Below are 22,726 nucleotides of genomic sequence, written 5' to 3' on the forward strand. Positions count from 1 at the left end.
GCGCGCCGGGGTGCCGATAATCGCAGGGGTGACCTTCGATCCCGCGCTGTGGCGGCCGGTACCCGGCTTCGAGAACCTGACCGACATCACCTACCACCGGCACCTGTCGCAGGGCACGGTGCGGGTGGCGTTCGACCGGCCGGAGGTGCGCAACGCCTTCCGCCCGCACACCGTCGACGAGCTCTACCGCGTGCTCGACCACGCCAGGATGACCTCCGACGTCGGCGCGGTGCTGCTCACCGGCAACGGCCCGAGCCCGAAGGACGGCGGCTGGGCCTTCTGCTCCGGCGGCGACCAGCGCATTCGCGGCCGCAGCGGCTACCAGTACGCGGCGGGCGAGACGGCGGAGACCGTCGACCCGGCGCGCGCGGGCAGGCTGCACATCCTGGAGGTGCAGCGGCTCATCCGGTTCATGCCCAAGGTGGTGATCGCCCTGGTGAACGGCTGGGCCGCGGGCGGCGGGCACAGCCTGCACGTGGTCTGCGACCTCACCCTGGCCAGCCGGGAGCACGGGAAGTTCAAGCAGACCGACGCCGACGTCGGCAGCTTCGACGGCGGCTACGGCAGCGCCTACCTGGCGAAGCTGGTCGGGCAGAAGTTCGCCAGGGAGATCTTCTTCCGCGGCCGCGCCTACAGCGCCGAGGAGATGCACCGGATGGGCGCGGTCAACGAGGTGGTCGACCACGCCGAGCTGGAGAACGTCGCGCTGGAGTGGACCGCGGACATCCTCGGCAAGTCGCCGCAGGCGCAGCGCATGCTCAAGTACGCCTTCAACCTGGCCGACGACGGCCTGGTCGGGCAGCAGCTCTTCGCGGGCGAGGCGACCCGGCTGGCCTACATGACCGACGAGGCGGTCGAGGGAAGGGACTCCTTCCTGGAGAAGCGCGCGCCGGACTGGACCCCCTACCCCTGGTACTTCTGATGGACATCCTGAGCAGCCGGGTCATCCTGCGCCCGGGCGACTACCAGGCCACGCTCGCCTTCTACCGGGACGCGCTCGGGCTCGCGATCGCCAGGGAGTACCCGGCCGGGACGGTCTTCTTCGCCGGGCAGTCCCTGATCGAGGTCGCCGCGCACGGCGGGTCGGGGGAGCCGCCGGCCTTCACCGGCGCGCTCTGGCTGCAGGTGCGCGATATCGGGGATGCCGCCGCGGAGCTCGCGCTGGCCGGGGTCCGGATCGACCGGGAGCCGAGGCGGGAGCCGTGGGCGTTGCTGGAGATGTGGATCGCCGACCCGGACGGGGTGCCGATCGTGCTGGTCGAGGTGCCCGCCGAGCACCCGCTGCGCCGGGATTCGCGCTGAGGTCGTCGCCTTCGAGTTGCCAGCAAGCAAACCGAAAGGGACGATAACGAATCGGGCGAGACCCGACCGCCGACGTCCGGGACCCGCCAGAGTCCTTTGGTCGGACGAGAGAATCGCGGTTTCGATGCCTGTCGTACCTGAGCCGTTGTCGGCCCCTCCCGGCGCGTTCCGTGCGCGCCGCCGGACCACCCGTTCCGCGTGCACGCACGCCCACGTGACACGATCGCTGTCGTGAGCAAGCCCCTGCGGATCCTGCCGATGCCGACCGGATCCGGCGTCGGCGACGTGCTCCCGCACCTGCGCGAGGCGCTGGAGGGCACCGGGCCCGCCTGGCTCCCGGTGCCGAACAGCGACCGCCGCGAGGCGCGCAGGCTCGGGGACGCGCTCGCGCCCGGTGAGCCGATCGACGAGGACGTCGCGCTGGTCGTCACAACCTCCGGCACCACCGGGGTGCCCAAGGGGGCCATGCTGAGTTCCTCCGCGCTGCGGGCCAGCGCGAGTGCGACGCACGAGCGGCTCGGCGGACCCGGGCAGTGGCTGTTGGCGCTGCCGACCCACCACATCGCGGGCATTCAGGTGTTGCTGCGCAGTATCCAGGCGGGGAGCGAGCCGGTGGTGCTCGACGTCGGCGGCGGATTCCTGCCCGAGGCGCTGGCCGGGGCGATCCGGGCCATGCGCGGGGAGCGGCGGTACACCTCGCTGGTGCCCACCCAGCTGATCAAGGCGCTGGAGTCGCCCGCCGCCGCGGCGGCGCTGGCCGGGTTGGACGCGGTGCTGGTCGGGGGGGCGGCGACGCCCGCCCGGGTGCTGGAGCGGGCTCGGGCCGCGGGGATTCACGTGGTTCGCACCTACGGGATGAGTGAGACCTGCGGCGGGTGCGTGTACGACGGGGTTCCGCTGGACGGGGTGCGGTTGCGGATCGATGCCGGGCGGATCGTGCTCGGCGGGGCGACCGTCGCCTCCGGGTACCGGAATCATCCGGAGCATCCGGCCTTCGCCGAGCCGGGGTGGTTCCGGACCGACGACGCCGGGGTCGTCGAGGACGGGGTGCTGCGGGTGACCGGGCGGCTGGACGAGGGGATCAGCACCGGAGGGCTGCTGGTGTTGCCGCAGGTGGTGGAGGCGGTGCTCGGGACGCATCCCGCTGTTGCCGAGTGTGTGGTGCTCGGGTTGCCGGACGAGCGGTTGGGGCAGCGGGTCGCCGCCGTCATCGTCCCCGTGCGCGGGGTCGAGCCGCCGAGCCTCGACGAGGTTCGGGTGCACGTGAGCGCCGAGCTCGATGCCATCGCTGCGCCGCGGGAGCTCGCCGTGCTCGACGAGCTTCCGCTGCGGGGTCCGGGGAAGCCGGATCGCACTGCGCTGCGCGACTACCTCCTGGCGGACAGTTCGCGCTGAGCCGCCGCGGTCCGCGCACTGCGACAGCGGCGCGCAAGGGCGGTGCAAGGCACCGTGCGGGCGGTGCAAGCGCGGCGACCCATCCTCGGGTTCATGACAGAACTCGCGGTAGAAGCCGCAGACCTGGTCAAGACCTTCGGCACCCAACGCGCCGTCGACGGCGTCACCCTGACCGTCCCGACGGGCACGGTGTACGCGGTCCTCGGCCCCAACGGCGCGGGCAAGACCACCACGATCCGCATGCTCACCACCCTCCTCCCCCTGGACGCGGGCACCGCGAGCATCTTCGGCCACGACGTGCGGCGGGAACCGACGGCGGTCCGCAACCTGATCGGCGTCACCGGCCAGTACGCCTCGGTCGACGAGGACCTCACCGCCACCGAGAACCTGATCATCTTCGCCCGCCTCCTCGGCCTCACCCGCCGAGCCGCCCGGCGAAGAGCCGCCGACCTGCTGGCGGAGTTCGCCCTCACCGAGGCCGCCGCCAAACCCCTCCGCCAGTTCTCCGGCGGCATGCGCCGCCGCCTCGACCTGGCCGCCGGCCTGATCGCCACCCCGCCCCTGCTCTTCCTGGACGAGCCGACCACCGGCCTCGACCCGCGCACCCGCGCCCAGATGTGGGACACCATCCGCCGCCTGGTCCGCGCGGGCACCACGGTCCTGCTCACCACCCAGTACCTGGACGAGGCGGACCAGCTCGCCGACCGGATCGCCGTGATCGACCACGGCCGGGTGATCGCGGACGGCACCGCCGACGAGCTCAAGCAGTCGGTCGGCGGCTCCTCCCTGCACCTGGTCCCCGCCGACCGCACCCGGCTGGCCGAAACACGGCAGCTGGTCGCGGGCTTCCTCGACGCCGAGGTCACCGTCACCCCGGAGGCGGGCCGGATCACCGCCCCGCTGCGCGACGCCGACATCACCACCGACCTGCTGGTCCGGCTGCGCGCGGAGCGGATCGCCATCGCGGAGATCACGGTCAGCAAGCCGAGCCTGGACGAGGTCTTCCTCACCCTCACCGGCCGCCCGTCGGCGGACGACACCGACACCGAGGAGAGCGCGGCATGACCGACACCCTCACCCGCCCCGAGCCGAACGCCGCCGCGGTCCGGCCCGCGAGCAACAGCATCGGCCTGGCCGCGACCGTCTCGGCCTCGTTCACCATGGCCTACCGCGGCCTGCTCAAGATCCAGCACAAGCCGGAGCAGCTCTTCGACGTCACCATCCAGCCGATCCTGTTCACCGCGCTCTTCGCCTACATCTTCGGCGGCGCGATCGGCGGCAGCGTGCAGAACTACCTGCCGGTCCTGATCCCGGGCATCCTGGTGCAGACCGTCGTGCTGACCTCGGTGGTCACCGGCACCCAGCTCCGCGAGGACATGGACAAGGGTGTCTTCGACCGCTTCAAGTCGCTGCCCATCGCCAGGATCGCGGCGCTGGCGGGCGCGCTGATCGCCGACATGGTGCGCTACACCCTGGCCACCGTGCTCACCGTCGTGGTCGGGCTCGCCATCGGCTACCGGCCGGAGGGCGGGGTCACCGGCGTGGTCGCGGCGGGCGTCGTGATCGTGCTCTGCTCGTTCGCGGTGAGCTGGATCTGGGCGCTGGTCGGCGTCACCGGCCGCAGCGCGGCGGGGGTGCAGGGCATCTCGATGATGGTCATGTTCCCGCTGACCTTCATGTCCGGCGCGTTCGCCCCGACCAGCACCATGCCGGGCTGGATGCAGGCGATCAACCACGCCAACCCGGTGTACTACATGGTGAACGCCTGCCGCGACCTGATGAACGGCAGCGGCTTCGGGGCGAGCACGGTGTGGTCGCTGCTCGGCGCCGCCGTGGTGATCGCGGTGTTCGCGCCGCTCGCGGTGCGGGCCTACATGCGCCGCGCGTGAGCGATGGCGGGGGCGTCCGGTGTGCAGGGCGCCCCCGCCGCCACCCCGGCGATCAGCTCGAAGACCCGCGGCAGCAGCCGCAGCCTGCGCGCCGGTCCGAGCGCGGCCGCGGCCGCCGCGACGGCGGCGGGCCCCGCGGTCGCCTCCGCCAGTGCCAGGTGCCTGGACACCAGCATGGTCGCGAAGTCCTGCCTGCCTGGCAGCCGCGGCGCGGCGAGCAGCAGCCGCAGCCCGGTCTCCCGGTCATCGCCGGAGGCGACCAGCCAGCTGCCGATGGCGCAGGCGATGGCGCCGACCTGCGGCACGTCCCGGAAGGAGCCGAAGATCCGGCCGGTCGCCGCGGCCAGCTCGCGGGCGGTCGGGCCCGCGGCGACCGGGTCGCCGTACAGCACCTCGGCGTCGAGCGTGGCCGCCACCAGCATGAGCACCCACGCGCCCGGCCCGACCGAGGCGCCGGGCCACCCGGAGACGGCGAGCGCGCGCCGGTACCGCACGATCCCCTCCTCGGTGCGGCCGCGCGCGAGCAGCAGCTCCGCCTGAGCCTGGAACACCGTGCCGAGCAACCCGCTGACCGTGCCCTCCGGCGCCTCCGGGTCGAGCTCGGCCAGTGCGACGGTGCGCTCCAGCTCGGCCTCGGCCCGGTCCAGCTCGCCGCAGCCGACCAGCGCCCCGACCAGCGCGCTGCGCGCCTCGACGAGCTCGTCGTAGGCGCCGATCCGCTCCAGCAGCTCGATCCCGCGGCGGTAGGGCTCGACGGCCTCGCGGTACCGGCCCGCCTGGCCGTGCAGCTGCGCGATGTGCCGGTGCGCCGAGGCCAGGGTCCAGACGTCGCCGGAGCGCAGCAGGGTGAGCGTGGCGGTGACGTCCCGCAGCGAGCCGTTCAGGTCGCCCAGGTTCTCCCTGATGTTGGCGCGCAGGATCAGCCCGTTCACCCTGGCGGTGCGGTCCGGCGAGCGCACCGCGCCCGCGACCAGCCGCGGGATGCCGCTGCCGCGGACCGGGCTGACCAGCAGCCGGGCCGCCAGCGCGACGGTCGGGGAGATGTCGGTGCGCACGGCGAGCAGCCGCCTGGTCCGCAGCCGCACCGCGGCCAGTCGGCGCAGCTCGGTCCGCGCGGCGAAGAGGGCGTGCAGCACCTGCAGCGCGGAGCCGATCACCAGCAGGTCGCCGGGCGGGTCGGGGGCGTCGGGGGCGGGCAGCGGGACGTGCAGCAGCCGCTCGGTCCAGGCGATCACCTCGCCGTGCGCGCCGCGCATCATCCAGAGCACGCCGAGCGCCGGGAAGACGGTGTAGACGGTGCGGCCGTCGGCCCGCTCGGCAGCCGAGCGCAGCGCGGCGAGCAGGTTGTCCTGCTCGGTGTCGAGCACCCCGCCGAGCAGCAGCTGGTCCTCGGTGTAGGCGCGGGCCGACAGCTCCGCGCAGCAGGCGCGGGCCCAGGCCAGTGTGCGGCCGACGATCTCCTCGCCCTCCCCGCTCGCGGCCAGCCGCTCCTCGCCGTACTCGCGCACCGTCTCCAGCATCCGGTAGCGCAGCCCGGCCGCGGTGTCCTGCACGGTGAGCAGGGACTGGTTCACCAGCCCGTCCACGGCGGCGGCGACGTCGCCGACCTCGGGGCCCGCGGCCACCACCTCGGCCGCGGCCAGGGTGAAGCCCGCCGGGAACCGGCAGAGCCTGCGCAGCGCGGCCTGCTGCGCGGGCTCGAGCAGGTTCCAGCTCCAGTCGATCACCGCGTGCAGGGTGCGGTGCCTGGCCGGCGAGCTGCGGTCGCCGGAGCGGAGCAGCGCGAAGCGGTCGTGCAGCCGGTCGGCGATCTCCTCGACGCTCATGGCGCGCGCCCTGGCCGCGGCCAGCTCGATGGCGAGCGGGAGGCCGTCCAGGGTGTGGCAGAGCCCGGCCACCACGGCCAGGTCGATCCGGACCGAGGGGCGGACGGCGCGGGCGCGGGCCGCGAAGAGCTCGGTCGCCGGGGAGCCCGCCGGGTCGATGTGCAGCGGGGGCAGCGGGTACACCGCCTCCGCGGTGATCATCAGCGGGGCCCGGCTGGTGGTGAGCACCCGGAGCCGGGGGACGTACGCGATGAACTCGGCCACCAGGGTGGCGACGGCGTCGACCAGGTGCTCGCAGTTGTCCAGGATGAGCAGCGTCGGCCGGGCCGCGACGGCGTCGAGGATGCGCCTGCGCAGCTCCGCCGGGCCGGTGCGCAGCGCGGTGCCGTCGAACGGCGCCTCGGAGACGCCGAGCACCGCCGCGATCGCGCCCTCGATCTCGGCGCGCGCCTGCTCCGGCTCGGCGGCGCGGATCGAGGCCAGCTCGACCAGCGCCACCGCACCCGCCTCCCGCGCGCCGAGTTCGTGGGCGACGCGGGTCTTCCCGGTGCCGCCGGGGCCGAGCACGGTGGTCACCCTCGAGCCGCGCAGCAGCTCGCTGAGCGCCGCCAGGTCGGCATCCCGGCCGAGCAGCGGGTTGGGCGCGGCGCGCACACCGAGCCCGAGGAACGGTGTCCTTTCCACGGCCTCTGGCGCGGGTCCGACATCGGTGGCGGCGGGCGGTGCGATCCGTTCGCCGCGCAGGATGGCGGTGTTGAGCTCGGCGAGCTCGGGACCGAGGTCGGCGCCGAGGCGGTCGGCGAGCCGGTCGCGGAAGGCGGCGACGGCCGCGAGCGCGGCAGCGGTGCGGCCGGTGGCGGCGAGCAACCGCACCAGCTCGAGCTGCGCCGCCTCGTCCAGCGGCAGCGCGGCGGCCCGGCGCCGGGCCGGGTCGAGCGCGCCCTCCGGGTCGCCCGCGCCCGCCCGGCCGGTGACCTCGAGCGCGTCGAGCTCGGCCGCGTACCCGGCGGCCCGCTCGCGCAGCTCGACGGCGAGCGGGCCGGGCGGCAGATCGGCGCCCGGCTCCCCGCGCCAGAGCGCGCGGGCGGCGAGCACGGAGCCGAGGCACTCGGCGTAGGCCCCGGAATCGCGCTGGGTGCGCGCCTGTGCGAGCAACCGGGCGCAGTAGGTCAGGTCGATCAGCTCGGCGCCGAGTTCGAGCCGGTACCCGGCCGGGCCGACGACCACCGCGCCCGCGGGCAGCACCGCGCGCAGCCGGGACACCTGGGTGTGCAGCGCGTTCGTCGGCGCCCGCGGCGCCTCCGCCCCCCAGACGTCCTCGATCAGCCCCGCCGCGGTCCGGCTGCGCCCCGGCCGCAGCGCCAGCGCCGCCAGCAGTGCGCGGGCACGCGCCCCTGGCAGCGGCGACAGCGCGCCGTCCCGGTGCACCGCCACCGGCCCGAGCAGCCCGATCTCGAGCACGGGCGCCGCTGCCCCACCCGGCGCCGCGGCAGTCGGCGGCGGCGCGCCTGCTCCCCGCGGCACGCCTGCCTCCCTCGCGGTCACCGGCGGGGACTCCCCGGCACGCGGAGGGGTCGTTCGGTCCTGCCCGATCGGGCCACTGCTTCCCGCCACCATCTCGGGATCGATCCTAGGGTTCCCGCGGCCGCCGCGGCGCGCGTCCCGCGCGGCACCGGCGCTCGGCCTACAGTCGCCCCATGGCCGACTTCGAGGTTGTCCGGCGCACCGTGATCGCCGCCGAACCCGCCAGGATCCACGGACTGATCGACGACTTCCACCACTGGACGCAGTGGTCGCCGTGGGAGGACGTCGACCCCGAGCTGAACCGGCGGTACGCCGGGCCGGACTCCGGCACCGGCGCCGCCTACAGCTGGAGCGGCAACCGCAAGGCGGGCAGCGGCACCATGACCATCACCGCCAGCGCCGCGCACGAGATCGATGTCAGGGTGGAGTTCCGCAAGCCGATCGCCGCCACCAACGACGTCCGCTTCGTGCTGGCCCCCGTCCCCGGCGGCACCGAGGTGAGCTGGCGGATGACCGGGAAGCGCACCGGCTTCCTCGGGCTGCTCGGCCGGGTGCTGCCGATGGACAACTTCATCGGCAAGGACTTCGAGAAGGGGCTGGCCCGGCTCAAGGCCGCCGCCGAACAGCCCGCCTGAACTCCGCCCCGCGGCGCGCGGGATTAGGCTGCGCGCATGGCAACTGCAGCGCAATGGCTCGAAGGCGCCCGGCCGCGGACCCTGCCCAACGCGATAGCCCCGGTCCTGGCGGGCACCGGCGCGGCCGCCGCGCTCGACGCCGCGGTGTGGTGGAAAGCGCTGCTGGCCCTTGTGGTCTCGCTGGCCCTGATCGTCGGGGTGAACTACGCCAACGACTACTCCGACGGCATCCGCGGCACCGACGACGTGCGGGTCGGCCCGGTCCGGCTGGTCGGCCAGCGGCTGGCGACGCCGCAGGCGGTGCGCACCGCCGCCATCGCGAGCCTGTTGGTCGCGGCGGTGGCCGGGCTGGTGCTCGCGCTGCTCACCGCCTGGTGGCTGCTGCTCTTCGGCGCCGCCTGCCTGGCGGGCGCCTGGTTCTACACCGGCGGCCGGAACCCGTACGGGTACAGCGGCTTCGGTGAGATCGCGGTCTTCGTCTTCTTCGGGCTGGTCGCGGTGCTCGGCACCCAGTACGTGCAGGCCGAGCGGGTGGACTGGGCCGGGCTGGCCGCGGCGGTGGCGGTCGGCGCCTTCTCCAGCGCGGTGCTGGTCGCGAACAACCTGCGCGACATCCCCACCGACACCGAGTCCGGCAAGACCACGCTCGCGGTCAAGCTCGGCGACCAGCGCACCAGGACGCTGCACGCGGTGCTGCTCGCGCTGCCCTTCGCCATGACGCTGGTGCTCGCGCTGCGCACCCCGTTCGCGCTGCTGGCGCTGGTCGCCGTCCCGCTCGCGCTGCGCGCCAACGCGCCGGTGCGCGGCGGCCGCGGCGGCCCGGAACTGATTCCGGCGCTGCGCGATTCCGGGCTCGCCCTGCTGGCCTGGTCGGCGGTGACGGCCGCCGCGCTCGCCTTCGGCTGAGCGCGGACTCAGTCGTCGACGAGGAGCCCGAGCCCCCAGTTGACGATCGAGATGATGAGCCCGCCGACCAGCGCGGCCCAGAAGCCGTCCACCCGGAGGCCGTAGTCGGTGAGCTCGGTGATGGCCGCGGTCAGCATGAGCATGAGCGCGTTCACCACCAGCAGGAAGAGCCCGAGCGTGACGATCACCAGGGGCAGCGACAGCACCTGGACGATCGGCTTGACCAGGGCGTTCACCAGGGTGAAGACCGCGGCGACGGCGAGCAGGACGATGATCTTCCAGCCGATCTCGTCCTCCGGGCTCACCACCTCGATGGCGCCGACCAGGTACGCGGCCAGCCAGATGGCGAAGGCGTTGATGATCAACCGGAGCGCAAGCTGCATGCCGCCATGCTAGGCGGGCCGGGCGTCGCGCAGGCGTCGTTGCCGCGACGTCCGGGTGCACCGGTCAGGCCGCGCGGTCCAGCAGCGCGTGGATTCCGGGGCGCAGCGCCGCCACCGCGGCCTGGCCGCCGAGCAGCTCGGTGGTGACCGCGTTGGCGCCGCGCACCACGCCGAGCAGCAGGTGCCCGCTCTCGATCGAGCGGTCCTTGCGCGCCAGCGCCTCGCGCAGCGCCAGCTCCAGCACCTTCTTGGCATCCCGGGTGAAGGGGATGTGCCCGCCGGTCCAGCGGCCGAACCGGCCGCGCGGCTCCGGCGCGGCGCGGTCGAGCGCGTCCGCCCCGAACCCTGCCGCCAGGCTGGCCCGCACCGCGTCCAGGTCGATGCCGATCGAGCGCAGCGCCGCGGCGTCCTCCTCCCCCAGCGGCTCGCCGCGCCCGCGCCCGGCTAGCTCCGCCGCGACTCCCGCCCTGGTCACCCCGGACTCCGCGAGCAGCGCGGTGAGCGCGGGCTCGGCGGAGCCGAGCAACCCGAGCAGCAGATGCTGCACATCGATCACCGGGGAGCGCAGCTCGCGCGCGTCCTCTTGCGCGGTCACCACGGCGACCCTGGCCTGCCTGCTGAACCGTTCGAACATCAGCGTCTCCTCGTGTGCTTCTGGTGGACGGCCTGCTTGCTGACCTCGAGCGCGTCGGCGATCGCCTGCCAGGACCAGCCCTGCGCCCTGGCGTTCGCGACCTGGATCGCCTCCAGCCGCTCCAGCAGCCTGCGCAGCGCGAGCACCGCGCGCAGCCCGACCGTCGGGTCGGGGCTGCCCGCGGCCGCCGCCAGCGTTGTCGCTTCACTCATGGCGTCAATTTTGATTGACGAGCGGGGCATGTGTCAACAAAAATTGACGAACGGGAGTTCAGCCGGTCCAGACCCCGGTGGCCGCGAACTGCTCCAGCACGGCCTGCGCGGGCTCGAGTCGCAAACCCTGCCCCGCGACCCAGGAGTCGTCGTAGTAGGTGGTGGCGTAGCGGTCGCCGCCGTCGCAGAGCAGCGTGACCACGCTGCCCGAGCGGCCCGCCGCGAGCAGCTCCGCGACCAGCGCGAAGGCGCCCCACAGGTTGGTGCCGGTGGAGCCGCCGACCCGGCGCCCGAGCACCGCGCTCGCGTACCGCATGGCGGCGATCGAGGCGGCGTCCGGCACCTCCAGCATCCGGTCCACCACCTGCCCGACGAAGGACGGCTCGACCCGCGGCCGCCCGATCCCCTCGATCCGGGACGACATGCCGGTGGCGTACCCGGCGTCCCCGGTCTCGTAGCCACCGAAGAAGGCCGAGTTCTCCGGGTCGACCACGGCGAGCCGGGTGTGGTGCCTGCGGTAGCGGATGTAGCGGCCGATGGTCGCGCTGGTGCCGCCGGTGCCCGCCCCGACCACCACCCACTCCGGCACCGGGTGCGCCTCCAGCCGCATCTGCTCGAAGATGCTCTCGGCGATGTTGTTGTTGCCGCGCCAGTCGGTGGCCCGCTCGGCGTGCGTGAACTGGTCCATGAAGTGCCCGCCGCACTCGGCGGCCAGCCGCGCGGCCTCGGTGTACATCTCCGGCGGCCGCTGCACGAAGTGGCAGCGCCCGCCCTGCGCCTCGATCAGCGCGATCTTGCGCGGCGATGTGCTCGCCGGCATGACCGCGACGAACTCCAGCCCGAGCAGCTTGGCGAAGTACGCCTCGCTCACCGCGGTCGAGCCGGAGGATGCCTCCACCACGGTGGTCCCCTCGGCGACCCAGCCGTTGCAGATGGCGTACAGGAAGAGCGAGCGGGCCAGCCGGTGCTTGAGGCTGCCGGTGATGTGCGTCGACTCGTCCTTGAGGTACAGCTGCACCCGCCAGGCGGCGGGCAGCGGGTAGCGCAGCAGGTGGGTGTCGGCGCTGCGCTGGGCGTCGGCGTCGATCAGCCGCACCGCGTTGTCCACCCAGCCGCGCGGGGTGCCGCGGTCGCAGGTCTTCACGGCGTCACGAGGGGTCGCCGTCCTCGCCGCGCAGCCGGGCGCGCAGCCTGGCCTTGTCCTGCCGCCGCTTCTCGTCGACCGTCGCGATGTCCTCGTTCACCTTCGCGCGCAGCGATTTGAACAGCGTCAGCGAGAGCGGCAGCGCGACGATGATCGCGAACAGCGCCGCCACCACCACCGGGATCTGCACCCCGACCAGCCGCGCGACCCCCACGATCAGGGCCGTGATCAGCACCACGAGGGCGAGCCGGGCCAGGGTGTAGAGGCCGAGGTTCAGCGCGAGCCGCCTGCCCGGCCTCGCCTCGGCGTCGCGCGATGGGGTTGCGTCACTCACGCCGTCCAGCCTATGCCACGGGGTTGCGCGCGCGGCGTTCAGCGCGTCGCCGCTGGTGGGAGATGTATCCCTTTTGTCCATTACCTCCCCTTTACCAACCGTAGATCAATCGAGTACCTAGGGGTCTTCGTGCCACCATGACGCTGTCCGATGAGGGACTGTCGAAGACGGAGAGGTTTGCCATGACTGCTGCGACGACCGCCCAGGACACGCTGTTGACCCCGGGCCAGGTGGCCGCGCTCTTCCACGTGGATCCGAAGACCGTGACCCGGTGGGCGCACGCGGGCAGGCTGGGGTCGCTGCGCACCCCGGGGGGGCACCGCCGGTTCCGGGAGTCCGAGGTCATGCGGCTGCTCGCCGCGCTCACCACCGAGGCGACCACCCGCTGACCGCACCGCCACCGGCCCCGCGGCGCGGGGCCGGCCGCGGTGACGGCACGGTGAACACCGTCCGACACTGGGATAACCCGCACACCGCCGCTACCCTCGTAGCCAGGAGGTGAGCGACGTGATGTACCTGTTGGCACTCATCGCGGTAGTAGCCGTCGCGGTGCTGTGCTGGAAGGCCTTCGGCCCGGCCGGGAGCAGTGCTCCGCAACGCCGGAGCCTCGGCCCGGACGACGACCCCGAATTCCTCTGGCGGATCTCCCGCCAGCAGCGCCGGGACGAGGAGTCCGGCCCCGCCGAGCGGTGATCTTCACCCCGCTGCCCGCCGTCGCGGCGTGGCGGCTGACCGGCGTCCACGAGGGGCACGAGGTGGTGCACACCGCCGCGAACGGCACGGTCACGCTCGACGGCAGCACCGTCGGCGTCGAGGCCGGGGCCGCGTGGAGCATCCGCTACCAGCTGGAGATCGACCCCGACTGGCGGGTCCGCACCGCCACCGCGACCGCCCCCGGCCTGGAGATCGTCCTCGAATCCGACGGCGCAGGCGGCTGGCGGCTGAATGGCCTCGCCCGCCCCGACCTGGACGGCTGCCTCGACGTCGACTTCGAGGCATCGGCCGTGACCAACACCGTCCCGGTGCACCGGCTCGCGCTCGCCCCCGGCGGGCAGGGCGTCAGCTCCGCCGTCTACGTGCGCAGCGCGGGCCTGGCCGTCGAGCGGCTGGAGCAGACCTACCGCAGGCTGCCGGACGAGGGCGGGGCGCTGCTCTTCGACTACGAGGCGCCCCGCTTCGGCTACCGCGACATCCTGCGCTTCGCGCCGGACGGCCTGGTCCTGCGCTACCCGGAGATCGCGGAGCGGATCGCGCTCAGGTGAGCCCCGCGTAGCTGTGCAGCCCGCTGATCACCAGGTTGATGATGAACAGGTTGAACAGCATGGCGACGAAGCCCGCGACGTTGATCCAGGCCGCCTTGGTGTCGCGCCAACCGGAGGTGGCGCGCGCGTGCAGGTAGGCGGCGTAGAGCACCCAGGCGATGAAGGAGCAGGTCTCCTTGGGGTCCCAGCCCCAGAACCGGCCCCACGCCGCCTCGGCCCAGATGGCGCCGAGGATGACGCCCGCGCCGAAGAGCGGGAAGCCGATGATGGTGGTGCGGTAGGCGATCCGGTCCAGGGTGCGGGCGTCGGGCAGCCTGCGCGCGACAGCGCCGAGCAGGTTGCCCGACTCGCCGCCCTCCGGCTGCCGCAGCCGGAAGAGGAAGAGCAGGCTGGCGACGCCGGAGACCAGGAAGACGCCGCTGCCGACGCTCACGATGGTCACGTGGATGGGCAGCCAGAACGAGCGCAGCGCGGGCACCACCGGCGCCGCGTCGGCGTAGAGCACGGTGCCGCCGAGGAACATCAGGACGAGCACCGGCACCAGCAGGAAGACCCACATCGAGCGGAACCGCTGCTCGCGCAGCAGGACCATGCCGACCAGCACCGCGGCCGCCGTCGCCATGCTGACGAACTCGTACATGTTGCCCAGCGGGAAGCGGTAGGTCGCGAAGCCGCGCAGCACGATCGAGGCGACCTGCAGCCCGACCGCGACGATCAGCACCGAGAAAGCCATGTTGCCGAACCGGTCGGCCAGCGGCCGCCGCTCCGGCTGCACGATCTTCCCCGGCAGCGCGGGATCGTTCCGCGCCCCGACCAGCGCGGCCTCGCGGGCCGCGACCTGCCTGGTGCGCGCGGAGGCGTACTGCACCAGGAGCAGCACCAGCACCAGCGTGTACACCACGAGGGCGGACTTGAAGGCGAGGTCGCTGTACCCCGCCAGGGTCTCGTCGATCTCCATCACTGTTCTCCCGTGCTCGGGTCGATCAAGCGGGTGCGCAGCCGGTCGAACTCGGAGCCCCAGCCCGCCTGGTCGGTGCGGGCCAGCCCACCCATCTCTACTACGCTGCGTCGTTTATCGACAGTACCGGGCGTTTCCGGCTCCGGGTAGACCCGCACCCACACCCGCCTGCGCTTCACCAGCAGCGAGACCAGCAGCCCCGCCATCATGGTCACCGCGCTGATCAGCACCCACTGCTGCGCCGGGTCGTGCGAGACCTGGATGTTCACGAACTCCTTCGCACCGTCGAAGGTCACCGTGGTGCCGTTGGCGAGCTGGGTGGATTCGCCGGGGCGCAGGTTGACCCGCGCCTCCTTCGTCAACCGCCCTTGCCGGACCAGCTCCTGGTCCAGGGCGAAGAGGTTCTGCGGGCGGCCGGTGTCGAGCCCGGTGTCGCCGCGGTAGATGTCGACCGCGACCGCGGGGTCGTCCATTCGGGGGAAAGACGAGGTGAGCAGGTTGCCGTGCAGCAGCGCGGTCGGCGCGAAGAGCCCCTCGATGGCGATCTGGTTGCGCCTGCGCTCCTCGTCGCTCGCGTACAGCCCGCCGGGCGGATCGATCCGGAGCACGCCGCTGGAGAGGAAGGTGCGGGCGTCGTCCGGGCGCCACTGGATGGTCTCGGTGCGGGTCTCACCGTTCGGGAAGCGCACCGTGAAGGTCGGGGCGTAGCCGTGGCCCTGCAGGTAGACCCGGTCGCCCGCGACCCGGAGCGGGTGGTTCACCCGGAGCGTCGTGTCCCGCCAGGTCCCGGTCGCCAGGTCGGCGCCCGCCTGGTAGGAGATGTTCGAGGTGAACATCTCGGCCTGGCCGGTGTCCAGGTAGTCGGCGCGGAAATCCTTCACCCGGACGCAGACCGGGGTCATGCCGGTGCCGTCGTTCACATTGCCCGCGCGGAACGAGTCGAAGGCGGCGGGCGAGGTGCTGCAGAAGCCGGGGCCGCCGTCGGCGATCACGATGACGCTGCCCTCGTAGCCGAAGAGCTTGCCGACCGCGATCGCCACCAGCAGCCCGACCAGGGCGAGGTGGAAGACCAGGTTGCCGAGCTCGCGGGTGTAGCCCTTCTCCGCCGAGAGCGTGAGCTCGCCCGCGCGCTCGCCGTCCCGGCGCCGCACCCGCCAGCCCTTCAGCCCGGCCTCGGCGGCGGCGAGCACCTGCTCGGGGTCGCGGTCGTCGGTGCCGGACCAGTGGTGCGGCAGCCTGCCGAGGTTGCGCGGGGCGCGCACCGGCGGGGTGCGCAGCGCCCTGGCGTGCTCCACCGTGCGCGGCAGGATGCAGCCCACCAGCGAGATGAAGAGCAGCACGTAGACGGCGGTGAACCAGAAGCTGGAGAAGACGTCGAAGAGCTCGAACCGGTCCATCCACGGGCCGAGCGTGGGCCGGTCGGCGATGTACTGCGCGACCTTCTGCTCGTTCAGGTTGCGCTGCGGCAGCAGTGCGCCCGGGATGGCAGCCAGCGCCAGCAGGAAGAGCAGCACCAGCGCGGTGCGCATGCTGGTCAGCCCGCGCCAGGTATTGCGCACCGCGGCGAGCGCGCGGCCGAGCGGGGACTGCCGCGGCGGCGGGGCCGGGGTGGCGGCGGGCGGGCTGTCGGTCACGGTCATATCGGCAGGACCACCTCGGAGACGAAGGCGTCGCGCACCCAGGAGACGAAGAGGTCCCAGGCCCCGGTCACCAGGGCCACCCCCACCGCGACCAGCAGGATCCCCCCGACGAGCTGAATGGTGCGGGAGTTGCGGCGCAGCCACCCGACGCCGCGCAGCGCGCCCGCCGAGCCGAAGGCGAGGACCACGAAGGGCAGCCCGAGGCCGAGGCAGTAGGCCACGATCAGGGTGACGCCGCGCACCGCGGTCGCGCCCTCGGTGCCCGCGGCCACCGCCATCACGCCGGAGAGCGTCGGGCCGAGGCACGGGGTCCAGCCGAGCGCGAAGACGCCGCCGAGCAGCGGGGCGCCGAGCAGCCCGGTGATCCGGCGCGGCTCCATCCTGGTGTCCCGCTGCAGCGCGGGGACCAGGCCGATGAAGACGAGGCCCATCAGGATGGTGACGACGCCGCCGATCCGCTGCAGCAGCTCGCGGTTCACGTTCAGGGTCTGGATCAGGCCGAAGACCGTCGCGGTGGCCAGGACGAACACCACCGTGAAGCCGAGCACGAAGAGTCCCGCCGCGCCCGCGATCCGCAGCTTGCCCGCCCGCACGGCCTGCCGCTCGGCGGCGAGGTCGGCAGCGGGCGGCCCGTCGGCGGTGCCCGCCTGCGCGGCTCGCTCGGCGACCGCGGCCCGGCCTGCGGCCGAAACACCCCGCGCCGCGCGCCCACCGCCGCGGCGGTCCCGCGCCTCGCCCGGCGTCACCGGCGGCGCCTCGGCGCCGACCAGCCCGGCCAGGTAGGACAGGTAGCCCGGCACCAGCGGCACCACGCACGGCGAGGCGAACGACACCAACCCCGCCAGCAGGCAGGCACCGAGCGCGAGCACCAGCGGCCCACTCGCCGCCGTCTCCTGGAACGCGTCCCCCACCCCCGCGAGCACCACGGTGCTCACGAGGGATCCTCGGCCGCGATCCGCTCCACCACCGGCTGCAGGTCCTCCGCTAGCAGCGCGCGCAGGAATACCGCCGCCACCCGGTGCTGCCGATCGAGGACCAGCGTGGTCGGGATGACGCTGGTCGGGAAGTTGCCGCCGAGCGCGAGCAGGGTGCGCATGGACGGGTCGTAGATCGACGGGTACCCGACCTTGTTGTCGACCACGAAGTCCTGCGCCTTGTCCTGCTGCGGATCACGGACATTGATGCCGAGGAAGGTGACGCCCTGATCCCTGGTCCGCTCGTAGACCTGCTCCAGCGCGGGCATCTCGGCCCGGCACGGCCCGCACCACTGCCCCCACAGGTTCAGCACGACGACCTGACCGGGGAAGTCCGCCACCGAGACGGTCTTCCCCTCGGTCATCAGATCAGGCCCGGAGAGGGTGCCGATGGTGCCGCGGCTCGCGGGCGGATCGTAGGTGATGTCGGTCTTCCCGCCGGGCGAGACGAAGTCGAAGGTCCCACCGGACGCCACCGCGTCGGTGCCGGTGGCGCAGCCCGCGAGCGCGGCCACCAGGGCCACGCACGCGACCAGCACCGAACCGGCGCGCCGGGTTCGCACGGTGGAACCGCTCATGCCCCGGTCTTCCTCGGATCCGAGCTACCGGCGGGCTCGGAGTAGACGATGTCGACCAGGGTGTCGCCCTGGTACACCAGCGAGGTCAGCGAGGCGAGCGAGCACTGCCTGCTGCGCGGGTCGTGCCAGAGCCGCTGCCCCTGCAGGAAGCGGCGCAGCGTCCAGACCGGCAGCTGGTGCGAGACCAGCACCACCTCGCGCCCGCTCGCCTCCACCCGTGCCTTGTTCACCGCGGCCAGCATGCGGTGCGCGATCTGCAGGTAGGGCTCGCCCCAGGACGGGGTGAAGGGGTCGCGCAGCTTCCACCAGTGCCGCGGCTTGCGCAGCGCGCCGTCGCCGACCGAGACGCGCAGCCCCTCGAAGGTGTTGCCCGCCTCGATCAGGTTCTCGTCGGTGCGGATCGGAATGCCGTGCGCGTCCGCGATGGGCTGCGCCGTCTCCTGCGCGCGCTGCAGCGGCGAGGCGATGACCAGTGCGAGGTCGTGGTCGGCGAGCGCGCGGGCGACCGCACCGGCCTGCGCCCGCCCGGTCACCGAGAGGCCGAAGCCGGGCAGCCTGCCGTAGAGGATGCCGTTCGGGTTGTGCACCTCGCCGTGGCGGAGCACGTGCACGATGGTCTCCACCCGCTCGGTGACGGCGGGCGGCTCGTGCTGGGTGACCGGCACGACCGCGGGCCGGTCGGCGGCGGGCTCGGCGGGGAGGTCGGAGGAGGTGGGCTGATCGGAGCTCACGCGCGGGTTCCTTCGGGGGTGGCTGCGGCCGCCGCGCTGGCGGCGGCGGGCAGAGCGGCGGCGATGCGGGCGAATGCGTCCTCGTCGAGCGCCGCCGACACGAACCAGGCCTCGAACGCGCTCGGCGGCGGGTACACCCCGGCGCTCAGCAGAGCGTGGAAGAAGGCCGGGTAGCGCCAGGTCGCTGCGGCCTTGGCGGAGGTGTAGTCGGTGACCGGGCGGTCGGCGAAGAACACGCTCACCATATTGCCCGCGAACTGCACCCGGTGCTCGACCCCGGCCGCGCCCAGCGCGTCGGTGAGCAGCCCGCCGAGCCGCTCGGCATTGCGGTCCAGCGCCGCGTAGACGGCGTCGTCGGCGGCGCGCAGCGTCGCCAGCCCGGCCGCCACCGCCACCGGGTTCCCAGAGAGCGTGCCCGCCTGGTAGACCGGCCCGAGCGGGGCCAGCCTGCCCATGATGTCGGCGCGGCCGCCGAAGGCGGCGGCAGGCAGCCCGCCGCTCATGACCTTGCCGAAGGTGTAGAGGTCGCCCGCGACGCCGTCGCGGCCGTACCAGCCGGAGCGGCTGACCCGGAACCCGGTCATGACCTCGTCCATGATCAGCAGCGCGCCGTCGGCCTCGGTCAGCCTGCGCAGCCCGGCGTTGAAGCCGTCGACCGGGGCGACCGCGCCCATGTTGCCCGCGGCGGCCTCGGTGATCACGCAGGCGATCTGGCCCGGGTTCGCGGCGAAGGCGGCGGCGACGGCGTCCAGGTCGTTGTAGGGCAGCACGATGGTGTCGCTCGCCTGCGCGCCGGTGACGCCGGGCGAGGTCGGCAGCCCGAGCGTGGCGACCCCGGAGCCCGCCTCGGCGAGCAGCGCGTCGACGTGGCCGTGGTAGCACCCGGCGAATTTGATGATCTTCGTGCGACCGGTGAAGCCGCGGGCCAGCCGGACCGCGCTCATCGTGGCCTCGGTGCCCGAGTTGACCAGCCGCACCCGCTGCACTGGCTCCACCCGCTCGGCGATGGCCTCGGCCAGCTCGATCTCGGCCTCGGTGGGTGCGCCGAAGGAGAGCCCGCCGCCCGCGGCGGCGCGCACCGCCTCGACCACGGCCGGGTGCGCGTGGCCGAGGATCATCGGCCCCCACGAGCAGACCAGGTCGACGTAGTCGTTGCCGTCCGCGTCGGTGAGCGTGCAGCCGCGCGCGGAGGCGATGAACCGCGGGGTCCCGCCGACCGAGTGGAAGGCCCGGACCGGCGAATTGACGCCGCCCGGAATGATCCCGGCCGCCCGGTCGAAGAGCTGGGCGGAAACCGGGACCGATCCCTCGGCGGCGCGCGGAGAAGAACTCACGAACTCCAGTGTGTCAGCCACCGCGCGCGGCTTCGACGACAGGGTGTAGTGGAGTGACCCACCACACCGCGGTGCGTCAGCTGTACATGCAGGGGAACTGCGGGGAGACCGTGTGCAGCAGGCACATGGCGTGGTTGTAGGGCCCCGCCGACCCCGACTCCGGCACGAAGCCGCCCTGCACCGGCTCGGCAGGCTGCACGGTCGCGGGCTCCAGCGGCAGCCCCGGCGCGGCAACCGCCTGCCCCGCGCCGAACCCCACCGCGGCGACCGCCATCGTCGCCATCCCGAACCGCACCACGAACCGCTTCACGAAACACCTCTCGCTGGGTAGAACCGAAAAAATCGCGACCCGGCCGACAGACCGGAATCGCCACGGACACACTACTGTTCGCGGTGCGCCCCGCCCGCATGCCGGGCCTGCGCCAGCTGCGCCACCGCGTCCACCAGCAGCAGCCCGGCCACCGTGAGCAGGGTGGCGGCGAGGAAGACCCACGGCGCCGCGTACCGGGTCGCCTCGAAGGCGGGGATGTCGCCCGCGGGCGCGAAGTCGGTGGTGCGGATGCTGTTGCGCCAGGAGAGGACCGCCGCGATCACGGCCGCGACCGCGAACGCCGTCGCCAGTGCCGCCCGCACGATCCCGTACCTCACCGCTGCGCCCCGTCCTCCCGGTCGTCGTCAGCGGGCACGGTACCCGGTACCTGGGCGGCGGGCTCCCCCGGCTCCGCGGGCGCGGCGGAATCCGTCGGCTCCGCGCAGTTCGCGGCCGCCACCGCCTCCTCGAGCGCGGCGCGCAGGCCGCGGTGGTCGCGGGCCCATGCCTGGACCAAGGCGCCGTCACGCAGCTGCAGGCCGATGCCGGTCCGCCTGCGCGGCACCCCGTGCAGCTCGCCGAGCGCGCGGGCGGACTCCCAGTCGAGGTCGTCCCAGCTGTCCTCGTCGCGCTCGGGCAGCACCGCGGCGATGTTGCGCAGCGGGAGCACCTCGGTGCCCTGCCGCAGCTGCTCGGCGGTGAGCTCGACGCTCACGTGCCGCTGCCCGGCCACCACCTGCAGCGCGACGAAGCCGCCGATGGCGGCGCCGCAGAAGATCAGCGCGAACCAGTGCGGCCGCCCGCCGGTGACGAGCTCGAGTACGAGGATGACGGCACAGAGCGCGGGGCCGTAGGCGACGCTGCGCCAGCGCGCGCCCGGTTCGGCGAAGAGCACTATCGGGTCAGCGGGTCAGACCGGGGAGCAAGAGTACGGCGACTGTCAGCACGCCGAACAGGATCAGCAGACTCAGCACGAGCAGGTCCCGACGAATGCTCTGCGGCTGTTGGATCACCACGCGCATCGTTGCCTCCGATCTCCCGGAGCCGACCGGACGAATTTCACCGCGGCAGAATCTCCGCTGGTGAACACCCCTCGCCCGGGTGGTTCACGGTCTTCACGTCCACTGTGACAACCCTCACCATACATGTCACCGTGTCCGAGACAAACTCAGCACCCGATTCGCCCGGCATTCACCGACGATTCACCAGGAAGTACGCCGTGGAGTCCGGGCGGTACGCCAGAAATATGGCTCCGGCCGCCAGCACGCCCTGCACCAGGGTGGCCGCGCCCGCCGCGAGCGTGGCGGTGCCTGAGACGGTGTCGAGCGCGAAGAGCGTGCCCACCGCCATCAGCACCAGCCAGATGCCCGCGATGGTGAGCACCGTGCGCGCCCACAGCTTCCCCTTGCCGAGCAGGTGCGCGAAGAGCACCCCGAGCCCGGCCAGCACGATGCCGATCAGCACCGCGAGCGCGAGCCCGAGCGTGACCATGAGCTCGGACATGGCCTGGGTGGCGGGCTGACCCGCGCGCTCCAGGTCGCCGCGCATCTGCTCGGCGAGCGCGCCGCGCTGCTGCACCCCGGCGATCACCGAGGCGATCACCTGGATCAGCCCGAAGCCGATGACCGCCCACCAGAGCTGCTGCGCGGTGCCGATATCGGTCGGCTTCGGCGCGGGCTCCGGCCGCACCGGCGGCGGGCCCTGGTAGTACTGCGGGGAGTTCGGTGCGTCGTTCATCGGAGCGTCAGCGCTGCCCCAGCCAGTGCGCCGCCTCGGTCGCCCAGTAGGTGAGCACGATGTCGGCGCCCGCCCGGCGAATCCCGGTCAGCGACTCCAGGATCGCGCCGCGGCGGTCGATCCAGCCGCGCTCGGCGGCGGCGGTGATCATCGCGTACTCGCCGGAGATCTGGTACGCGGCCACCGGCACCGTCGCCCGGTCCGCGACGTCGCGCAGGATGTCCAGGTAGGACATGGCGGGCTTGACCATCACGATGTCGGCGCCCTCGGCGAGGTCCAGCTCCAGCTCGCGCAGCGACTCCAGCCGGTTCGCCGGGTCCTGCTGGTAGGTGCGGCGGTCGCCCTGCAGCGAGGAGGCGACCGCCTCGCGGAACGGCCCGTAGAAGGCCGAGGCGTACTTGGCGGCGTAGGCGAGGATCCCGGCGTCCAGGTGCCCGGCCGCGTCCAGCCCCGCCCGGATCGCGCCGACCTGGCCGTCCATCATGCCGCTGGTGCCGAGCAGGTCGGCGCCTGCCTCGGCCTGGGCCAGCGCCATCTCGACGTAGCGGTCGAGCGTCGCGTCGTTGTCCACGCTGCCGTCCGCCGCGACCACGCCGCAGTGGCCGTGGTCGGTGAACTCGTCCAGGCAGGTGTCGGCCATCACCACGGTGGCGTCGCCGACCTCGGCGGCGAGCGCGCGCAGCCCGCGGTTCAGGATGCCCTCCGGATCGCTGGCCTTGCTGCCGACCGCGTCCTTGTCTTCGGCGAGCGGCACCCCGAAGAGCATGAGCCCGCCGACGCCCGCCTCCACCGCCTCCACCGCCGCCTTGCGCAGCGAGTCCAGTGTGTGCTGGTGCACGCCGGGCATGGAGCTGATCTCCCGCGCCTCGGCGAGCCCGTCGGCGACGAACATCGGCAGCACCAGATGCCGTGGTTCCAGCGTGGTTTCGGCGACGAGTCGGCGCAGGGCCGGGGTGCGGCGCAACCGCCGCGGGCGGTCGATTCCGGTCATCTTTCGCACCTTACGCCGGCCGGGCGA

27 protein-coding genes are annotated in these 22,726 nt (G+C 73.3%); 10 read left to right on the top strand and 17 right to left on the bottom strand.

Translation table 11 applies throughout. From position 1 onward, the window contains the following. Positions 1-28 precede the first annotated feature (28 nt). The 5 genes from ACFUUZ_RS02740 (at position 29) to ACFUUZ_RS02760 (ending at position 4,586) form a co-directional block, all read left to right on the top strand. On the top strand, positions 29-922 hold the full coding sequence (locus ACFUUZ_RS02740) for a 1,4-dihydroxy-2-naphthoyl-CoA synthase (RefSeq protein ID WP_378691840.1): 894 nt from the start codon (positions 29-31) through the stop codon (positions 920-922). Then, positions 922-1,302, top strand: a complete 381-nt coding sequence (locus tag ACFUUZ_RS02745) for a VOC family protein (RefSeq protein WP_378691843.1) — start codon at positions 922-924, stop codon at positions 1,300-1,302. The genes ACFUUZ_RS02740 and ACFUUZ_RS02745 overlap by 1 nt, the downstream gene beginning before the upstream one ends. A gap of 258 nt (positions 1,303-1,560) precedes the next feature. After that, positions 1,561-2,697 carry an o-succinylbenzoate--CoA ligase gene (gene menE / locus ACFUUZ_RS02750; protein ID WP_378691906.1) on the top strand — a complete coding sequence of 379 codons (1,137 nt, stop codon included), beginning with the start codon at positions 1,561-1,563 and terminating at the stop codon, positions 2,695-2,697. 93 nt (positions 2,698-2,790) lie between these two features. Then, on the top strand, positions 2,791-3,762 hold the full coding sequence (locus tag ACFUUZ_RS02755; protein WP_378691846.1) for an ATP-binding cassette domain-containing protein: 972 nt from the start codon (positions 2,791-2,793) through the stop codon (positions 3,760-3,762). Next, positions 3,759-4,586: an ABC transporter permease gene (locus ACFUUZ_RS02760; RefSeq protein ID WP_378691849.1), complete on the top strand. Its 828-nt coding sequence runs from the start codon at positions 3,759-3,761 to the stop codon at positions 4,584-4,586. Before ACFUUZ_RS02755 ends, ACFUUZ_RS02760 begins: the two co-directional genes overlap by 4 nt. Here ACFUUZ_RS02760 and ACFUUZ_RS02765 read toward each other — a convergent pair. Beyond that, positions 4,568-7,957: a BTAD domain-containing putative transcriptional regulator gene (locus ACFUUZ_RS02765; protein ID WP_378691852.1), complete on the bottom strand. Its 3,390-nt coding sequence runs from the start codon at positions 7,955-7,957 to the stop codon at positions 4,568-4,570. The genes ACFUUZ_RS02760 and ACFUUZ_RS02765 overlap by 19 nt on opposite strands. Positions 7,958-8,109: 152 nt before the next feature. On the opposite strand from ACFUUZ_RS02765, the gene ACFUUZ_RS02770 reads away from it, so the two are divergent. Both ACFUUZ_RS02770 and ACFUUZ_RS02775 read left to right on the top strand, forming a co-directional pair. After that, positions 8,110-8,571 carry an SRPBCC family protein gene (locus ACFUUZ_RS02770; RefSeq protein WP_378691855.1) on the top strand — a complete coding sequence of 154 codons (462 nt, stop codon included), beginning with the start codon at positions 8,110-8,112 and terminating at the stop codon, positions 8,569-8,571. A gap of 36 nt (positions 8,572-8,607) precedes the next feature. Further along, on the top strand, positions 8,608-9,477 hold the full coding sequence (locus ACFUUZ_RS02775) for a 1,4-dihydroxy-2-naphthoate polyprenyltransferase (protein WP_378691857.1): 870 nt from the start codon (positions 8,608-8,610) through the stop codon (positions 9,475-9,477). An 8-nt stretch (positions 9,478-9,485) separates the two neighbouring features. Here the strand turns inward: ACFUUZ_RS02775 and ACFUUZ_RS02780 are convergent, their stop codons facing one another. From ACFUUZ_RS02780 to ACFUUZ_RS02800, 5 genes are all read right to left on the bottom strand, one after another. Continuing rightward, on the bottom strand, positions 9,486-9,860 hold the full coding sequence (locus ACFUUZ_RS02780; RefSeq protein ID WP_378691860.1) for a phage holin family protein: 375 nt from the start codon (positions 9,858-9,860) through the stop codon (positions 9,486-9,488). Between the two features lie 64 nt (positions 9,861-9,924). Continuing rightward, positions 9,925-10,494, bottom strand: a complete 570-nt coding sequence (locus ACFUUZ_RS02785; protein ID WP_378691862.1) for a Clp protease N-terminal domain-containing protein — start codon at positions 10,492-10,494, stop codon at positions 9,925-9,927. After that, positions 10,494-10,706 (bottom strand): hypothetical protein, encoded by a 213-nt coding sequence (locus tag ACFUUZ_RS02790; protein WP_067653721.1) that lies wholly within the window; start codon positions 10,704-10,706, stop codon positions 10,494-10,496. Before ACFUUZ_RS02790 ends, ACFUUZ_RS02785 begins: the two co-directional genes overlap by 1 nt. 58 nt (positions 10,707-10,764) lie before the next feature. Next, positions 10,765-11,850 (bottom strand): PLP-dependent cysteine synthase family protein, encoded by a 1,086-nt coding sequence (locus ACFUUZ_RS02795; protein ID WP_378691864.1) that lies wholly within the window; start codon positions 11,848-11,850, stop codon positions 10,765-10,767. A gap of 4 nt (positions 11,851-11,854) precedes the next feature. Further along, entirely contained in the window at positions 11,855-12,184 is a 330-nt protein-coding gene (locus tag ACFUUZ_RS02800) for a DUF4229 domain-containing protein (RefSeq protein ID WP_378691866.1), read from the bottom strand. A gap of 182 nt (positions 12,185-12,366) precedes the next feature. On the opposite strand from ACFUUZ_RS02800, the gene ACFUUZ_RS02805 reads away from it, so the two are divergent. From ACFUUZ_RS02805 to ACFUUZ_RS02815, 3 genes are all read left to right on the top strand, one after another. Further along, positions 12,367-12,573 (top strand): BldC family transcriptional regulator, encoded by a 207-nt coding sequence (locus ACFUUZ_RS02805; protein ID WP_067653725.1) that lies wholly within the window; start codon positions 12,367-12,369, stop codon positions 12,571-12,573. Positions 12,574-12,691: 118 nt separating this feature from the next. Then, positions 12,692-12,877 (top strand): hypothetical protein, encoded by a 186-nt coding sequence (locus ACFUUZ_RS02810; RefSeq protein ID WP_378691868.1) that lies wholly within the window; start codon positions 12,692-12,694, stop codon positions 12,875-12,877. Beyond that, positions 12,874-13,446 (top strand): putative glycolipid-binding domain-containing protein, encoded by a 573-nt coding sequence (locus ACFUUZ_RS02815; protein ID WP_378691870.1) that lies wholly within the window; start codon positions 12,874-12,876, stop codon positions 13,444-13,446. Before ACFUUZ_RS02810 ends, ACFUUZ_RS02815 begins: the two co-directional genes overlap by 4 nt. Here ACFUUZ_RS02815 and ccsB read toward each other — a convergent pair. The 11 genes from ccsB to hemB all read right to left on the bottom strand — a co-directional run bounded on the left by ccsB (position 13,439) and on the right by hemB (position 22,699). Beyond that, positions 13,439-14,404 (bottom strand): c-type cytochrome biogenesis protein CcsB, encoded by a 966-nt coding sequence (gene ccsB / locus ACFUUZ_RS02820; protein WP_378691872.1) that lies wholly within the window; start codon positions 14,402-14,404, stop codon positions 13,439-13,441. The genes ACFUUZ_RS02815 and ccsB overlap by 8 nt on opposite strands. Further along, on the bottom strand, positions 14,404-16,044 hold the full coding sequence (locus tag ACFUUZ_RS02825) for a cytochrome c biogenesis protein ResB (protein WP_378691874.1): 1,641 nt from the start codon (positions 16,042-16,044) through the stop codon (positions 14,404-14,406). Before ACFUUZ_RS02825 ends, ccsB begins: the two co-directional genes overlap by 1 nt. Further along, entirely contained in the window at positions 16,041-16,979 is a 939-nt protein-coding gene (locus ACFUUZ_RS02830) for a cytochrome c biogenesis CcdA family protein (RefSeq protein ID WP_378691876.1), read from the bottom strand. The genes ACFUUZ_RS02825 and ACFUUZ_RS02830 overlap by 4 nt, the downstream gene beginning before the upstream one ends. Next, positions 16,976-17,596 carry a TlpA disulfide reductase family protein gene (locus tag ACFUUZ_RS02835; RefSeq protein ID WP_378691878.1) on the bottom strand — a complete coding sequence of 207 codons (621 nt, stop codon included), beginning with the start codon at positions 17,594-17,596 and terminating at the stop codon, positions 16,976-16,978. The genes ACFUUZ_RS02830 and ACFUUZ_RS02835 overlap by 4 nt, the downstream gene beginning before the upstream one ends. Further along, entirely contained in the window at positions 17,593-18,261 is a 669-nt protein-coding gene (locus tag ACFUUZ_RS02840) for a histidine phosphatase family protein (RefSeq protein ID WP_378691908.1), read from the bottom strand. The genes ACFUUZ_RS02835 and ACFUUZ_RS02840 overlap by 4 nt, the downstream gene beginning before the upstream one ends. Positions 18,262-18,323: 62 nt before the next feature. Further along, the gene (gene hemL / locus ACFUUZ_RS02845; RefSeq protein WP_378691880.1) at positions 18,324-19,661 is read right to left on the bottom strand and encodes a glutamate-1-semialdehyde 2,1-aminomutase; all 1,338 of its coding nucleotides are present in this window, start codon (positions 19,659-19,661) and stop codon (positions 18,324-18,326) included. A gap of 76 nt (positions 19,662-19,737) precedes the next feature. Further along, positions 19,738-19,971, bottom strand: coding sequence for a hypothetical protein (locus ACFUUZ_RS02850; protein ID WP_378691882.1), 234 nt, complete (start codon positions 19,969-19,971; stop codon positions 19,738-19,740). A 71-nt stretch (positions 19,972-20,042) separates the two neighbouring features. After that, complete coding sequence (locus ACFUUZ_RS02855; protein WP_378691884.1) at positions 20,043-20,309, bottom strand: hypothetical protein; 267 nt, start codon at positions 20,307-20,309, stop codon at positions 20,043-20,045. Continuing rightward, positions 20,306-20,869 (bottom strand): hypothetical protein, encoded by a 564-nt coding sequence (locus tag ACFUUZ_RS02860; RefSeq protein ID WP_378691910.1) that lies wholly within the window; start codon positions 20,867-20,869, stop codon positions 20,306-20,308. The genes ACFUUZ_RS02855 and ACFUUZ_RS02860 overlap by 4 nt, the downstream gene beginning before the upstream one ends. Before the next feature lie 293 nt (positions 20,870-21,162). Beyond that, positions 21,163-21,708, bottom strand: a complete 546-nt coding sequence (locus ACFUUZ_RS02865; RefSeq protein ID WP_378691886.1) for a hypothetical protein — start codon at positions 21,706-21,708, stop codon at positions 21,163-21,165. A gap of 7 nt (positions 21,709-21,715) precedes the next feature. Then, positions 21,716-22,699 carry a porphobilinogen synthase gene (hemB, locus tag ACFUUZ_RS02870; RefSeq protein ID WP_378691888.1) on the bottom strand — a complete coding sequence of 328 codons (984 nt, stop codon included), beginning with the start codon at positions 22,697-22,699 and terminating at the stop codon, positions 21,716-21,718. Between the last annotated feature and the right edge of the window lie 27 nt (positions 22,700-22,726).

It is taken from the genome of Nocardia sp. NPDC057353 (assembly GCF_042667085.1).
In the GTDB taxonomy this organism is placed as follows: Bacteria; Actinomycetota; Actinomycetes; order Mycobacteriales; family Mycobacteriaceae; genus Nocardia.

What these genes read in the sequence shown, in the direction of transcription:
- ACFUUZ_RS02745 (WP_378691843.1), top strand. Translation starts at nt 922, where the DNA reads ATGGACATCCTGAGCAGCCGGGTCATCCTGCGCCCGGGCGACTACCAG.
- menE (WP_378691906.1), top strand. Translation starts at nt 1,561, where the DNA reads ATGCCGACCGGATCCGGCGTCGGCGACGTGCTCCCGCACCTGCGCGAG.
- ACFUUZ_RS02755 (WP_378691846.1), top strand. Translation starts at nt 2,791, where the DNA reads ATGACAGAACTCGCGGTAGAAGCCGCAGACCTGGTCAAGACCTTCGGC.
- ACFUUZ_RS02760 (WP_378691849.1), top strand. Translation starts at nt 3,759, where the DNA reads ATGACCGACACCCTCACCCGCCCCGAGCCGAACGCCGCCGCGGTCCGG.
- ACFUUZ_RS02770 (WP_378691855.1), top strand. Translation starts at nt 8,110, where the DNA reads ATGGCCGACTTCGAGGTTGTCCGGCGCACCGTGATCGCCGCCGAACCC.
- ACFUUZ_RS02775 (WP_378691857.1), top strand. Translation starts at nt 8,608, where the DNA reads ATGGCAACTGCAGCGCAATGGCTCGAAGGCGCCCGGCCGCGGACCCTG.
- ACFUUZ_RS02780 (WP_378691860.1), bottom strand. Translation starts at nt 9,860, where the DNA reads ATGCAGCTTGCGCTCCGGTTGATCATCAACGCCTTCGCCATCTGGCTG.
- ACFUUZ_RS02785 (WP_378691862.1), bottom strand. Translation starts at nt 10,494, where the DNA reads ATGTTCGAACGGTTCAGCAGGCAGGCCAGGGTCGCCGTGGTGACCGCG.
- ACFUUZ_RS02790 (WP_067653721.1), bottom strand. Translation starts at nt 10,706, where the DNA reads ATGAGTGAAGCGACAACGCTGGCGGCGGCCGCGGGCAGCCCCGACCCG.
- ACFUUZ_RS02805 (WP_067653725.1), top strand. Translation starts at nt 12,367, where the DNA reads ATGACTGCTGCGACGACCGCCCAGGACACGCTGTTGACCCCGGGCCAG.
- ccsB (WP_378691872.1), bottom strand. Translation starts at nt 14,404, where the DNA reads ATGGAGATCGACGAGACCCTGGCGGGGTACAGCGACCTCGCCTTCAAG.
- ACFUUZ_RS02825 (WP_378691874.1), bottom strand. Translation starts at nt 16,044, where the DNA reads ATGACCGTGACCGACAGCCCGCCCGCCGCCACCCCGGCCCCGCCGCCG.
- ACFUUZ_RS02835 (WP_378691878.1), bottom strand. Translation starts at nt 17,596, where the DNA reads ATGAGCGGTTCCACCGTGCGAACCCGGCGCGCCGGTTCGGTGCTGGTC.
- ACFUUZ_RS02865 (WP_378691886.1), bottom strand. Translation starts at nt 21,708, where the DNA reads ATGAACGACGCACCGAACTCCCCGCAGTACTACCAGGGCCCGCCGCCG.
- hemB (WP_378691888.1), bottom strand. Translation starts at nt 22,699, where the DNA reads ATGACCGGAATCGACCGCCCGCGGCGGTTGCGCCGCACCCCGGCCCTG.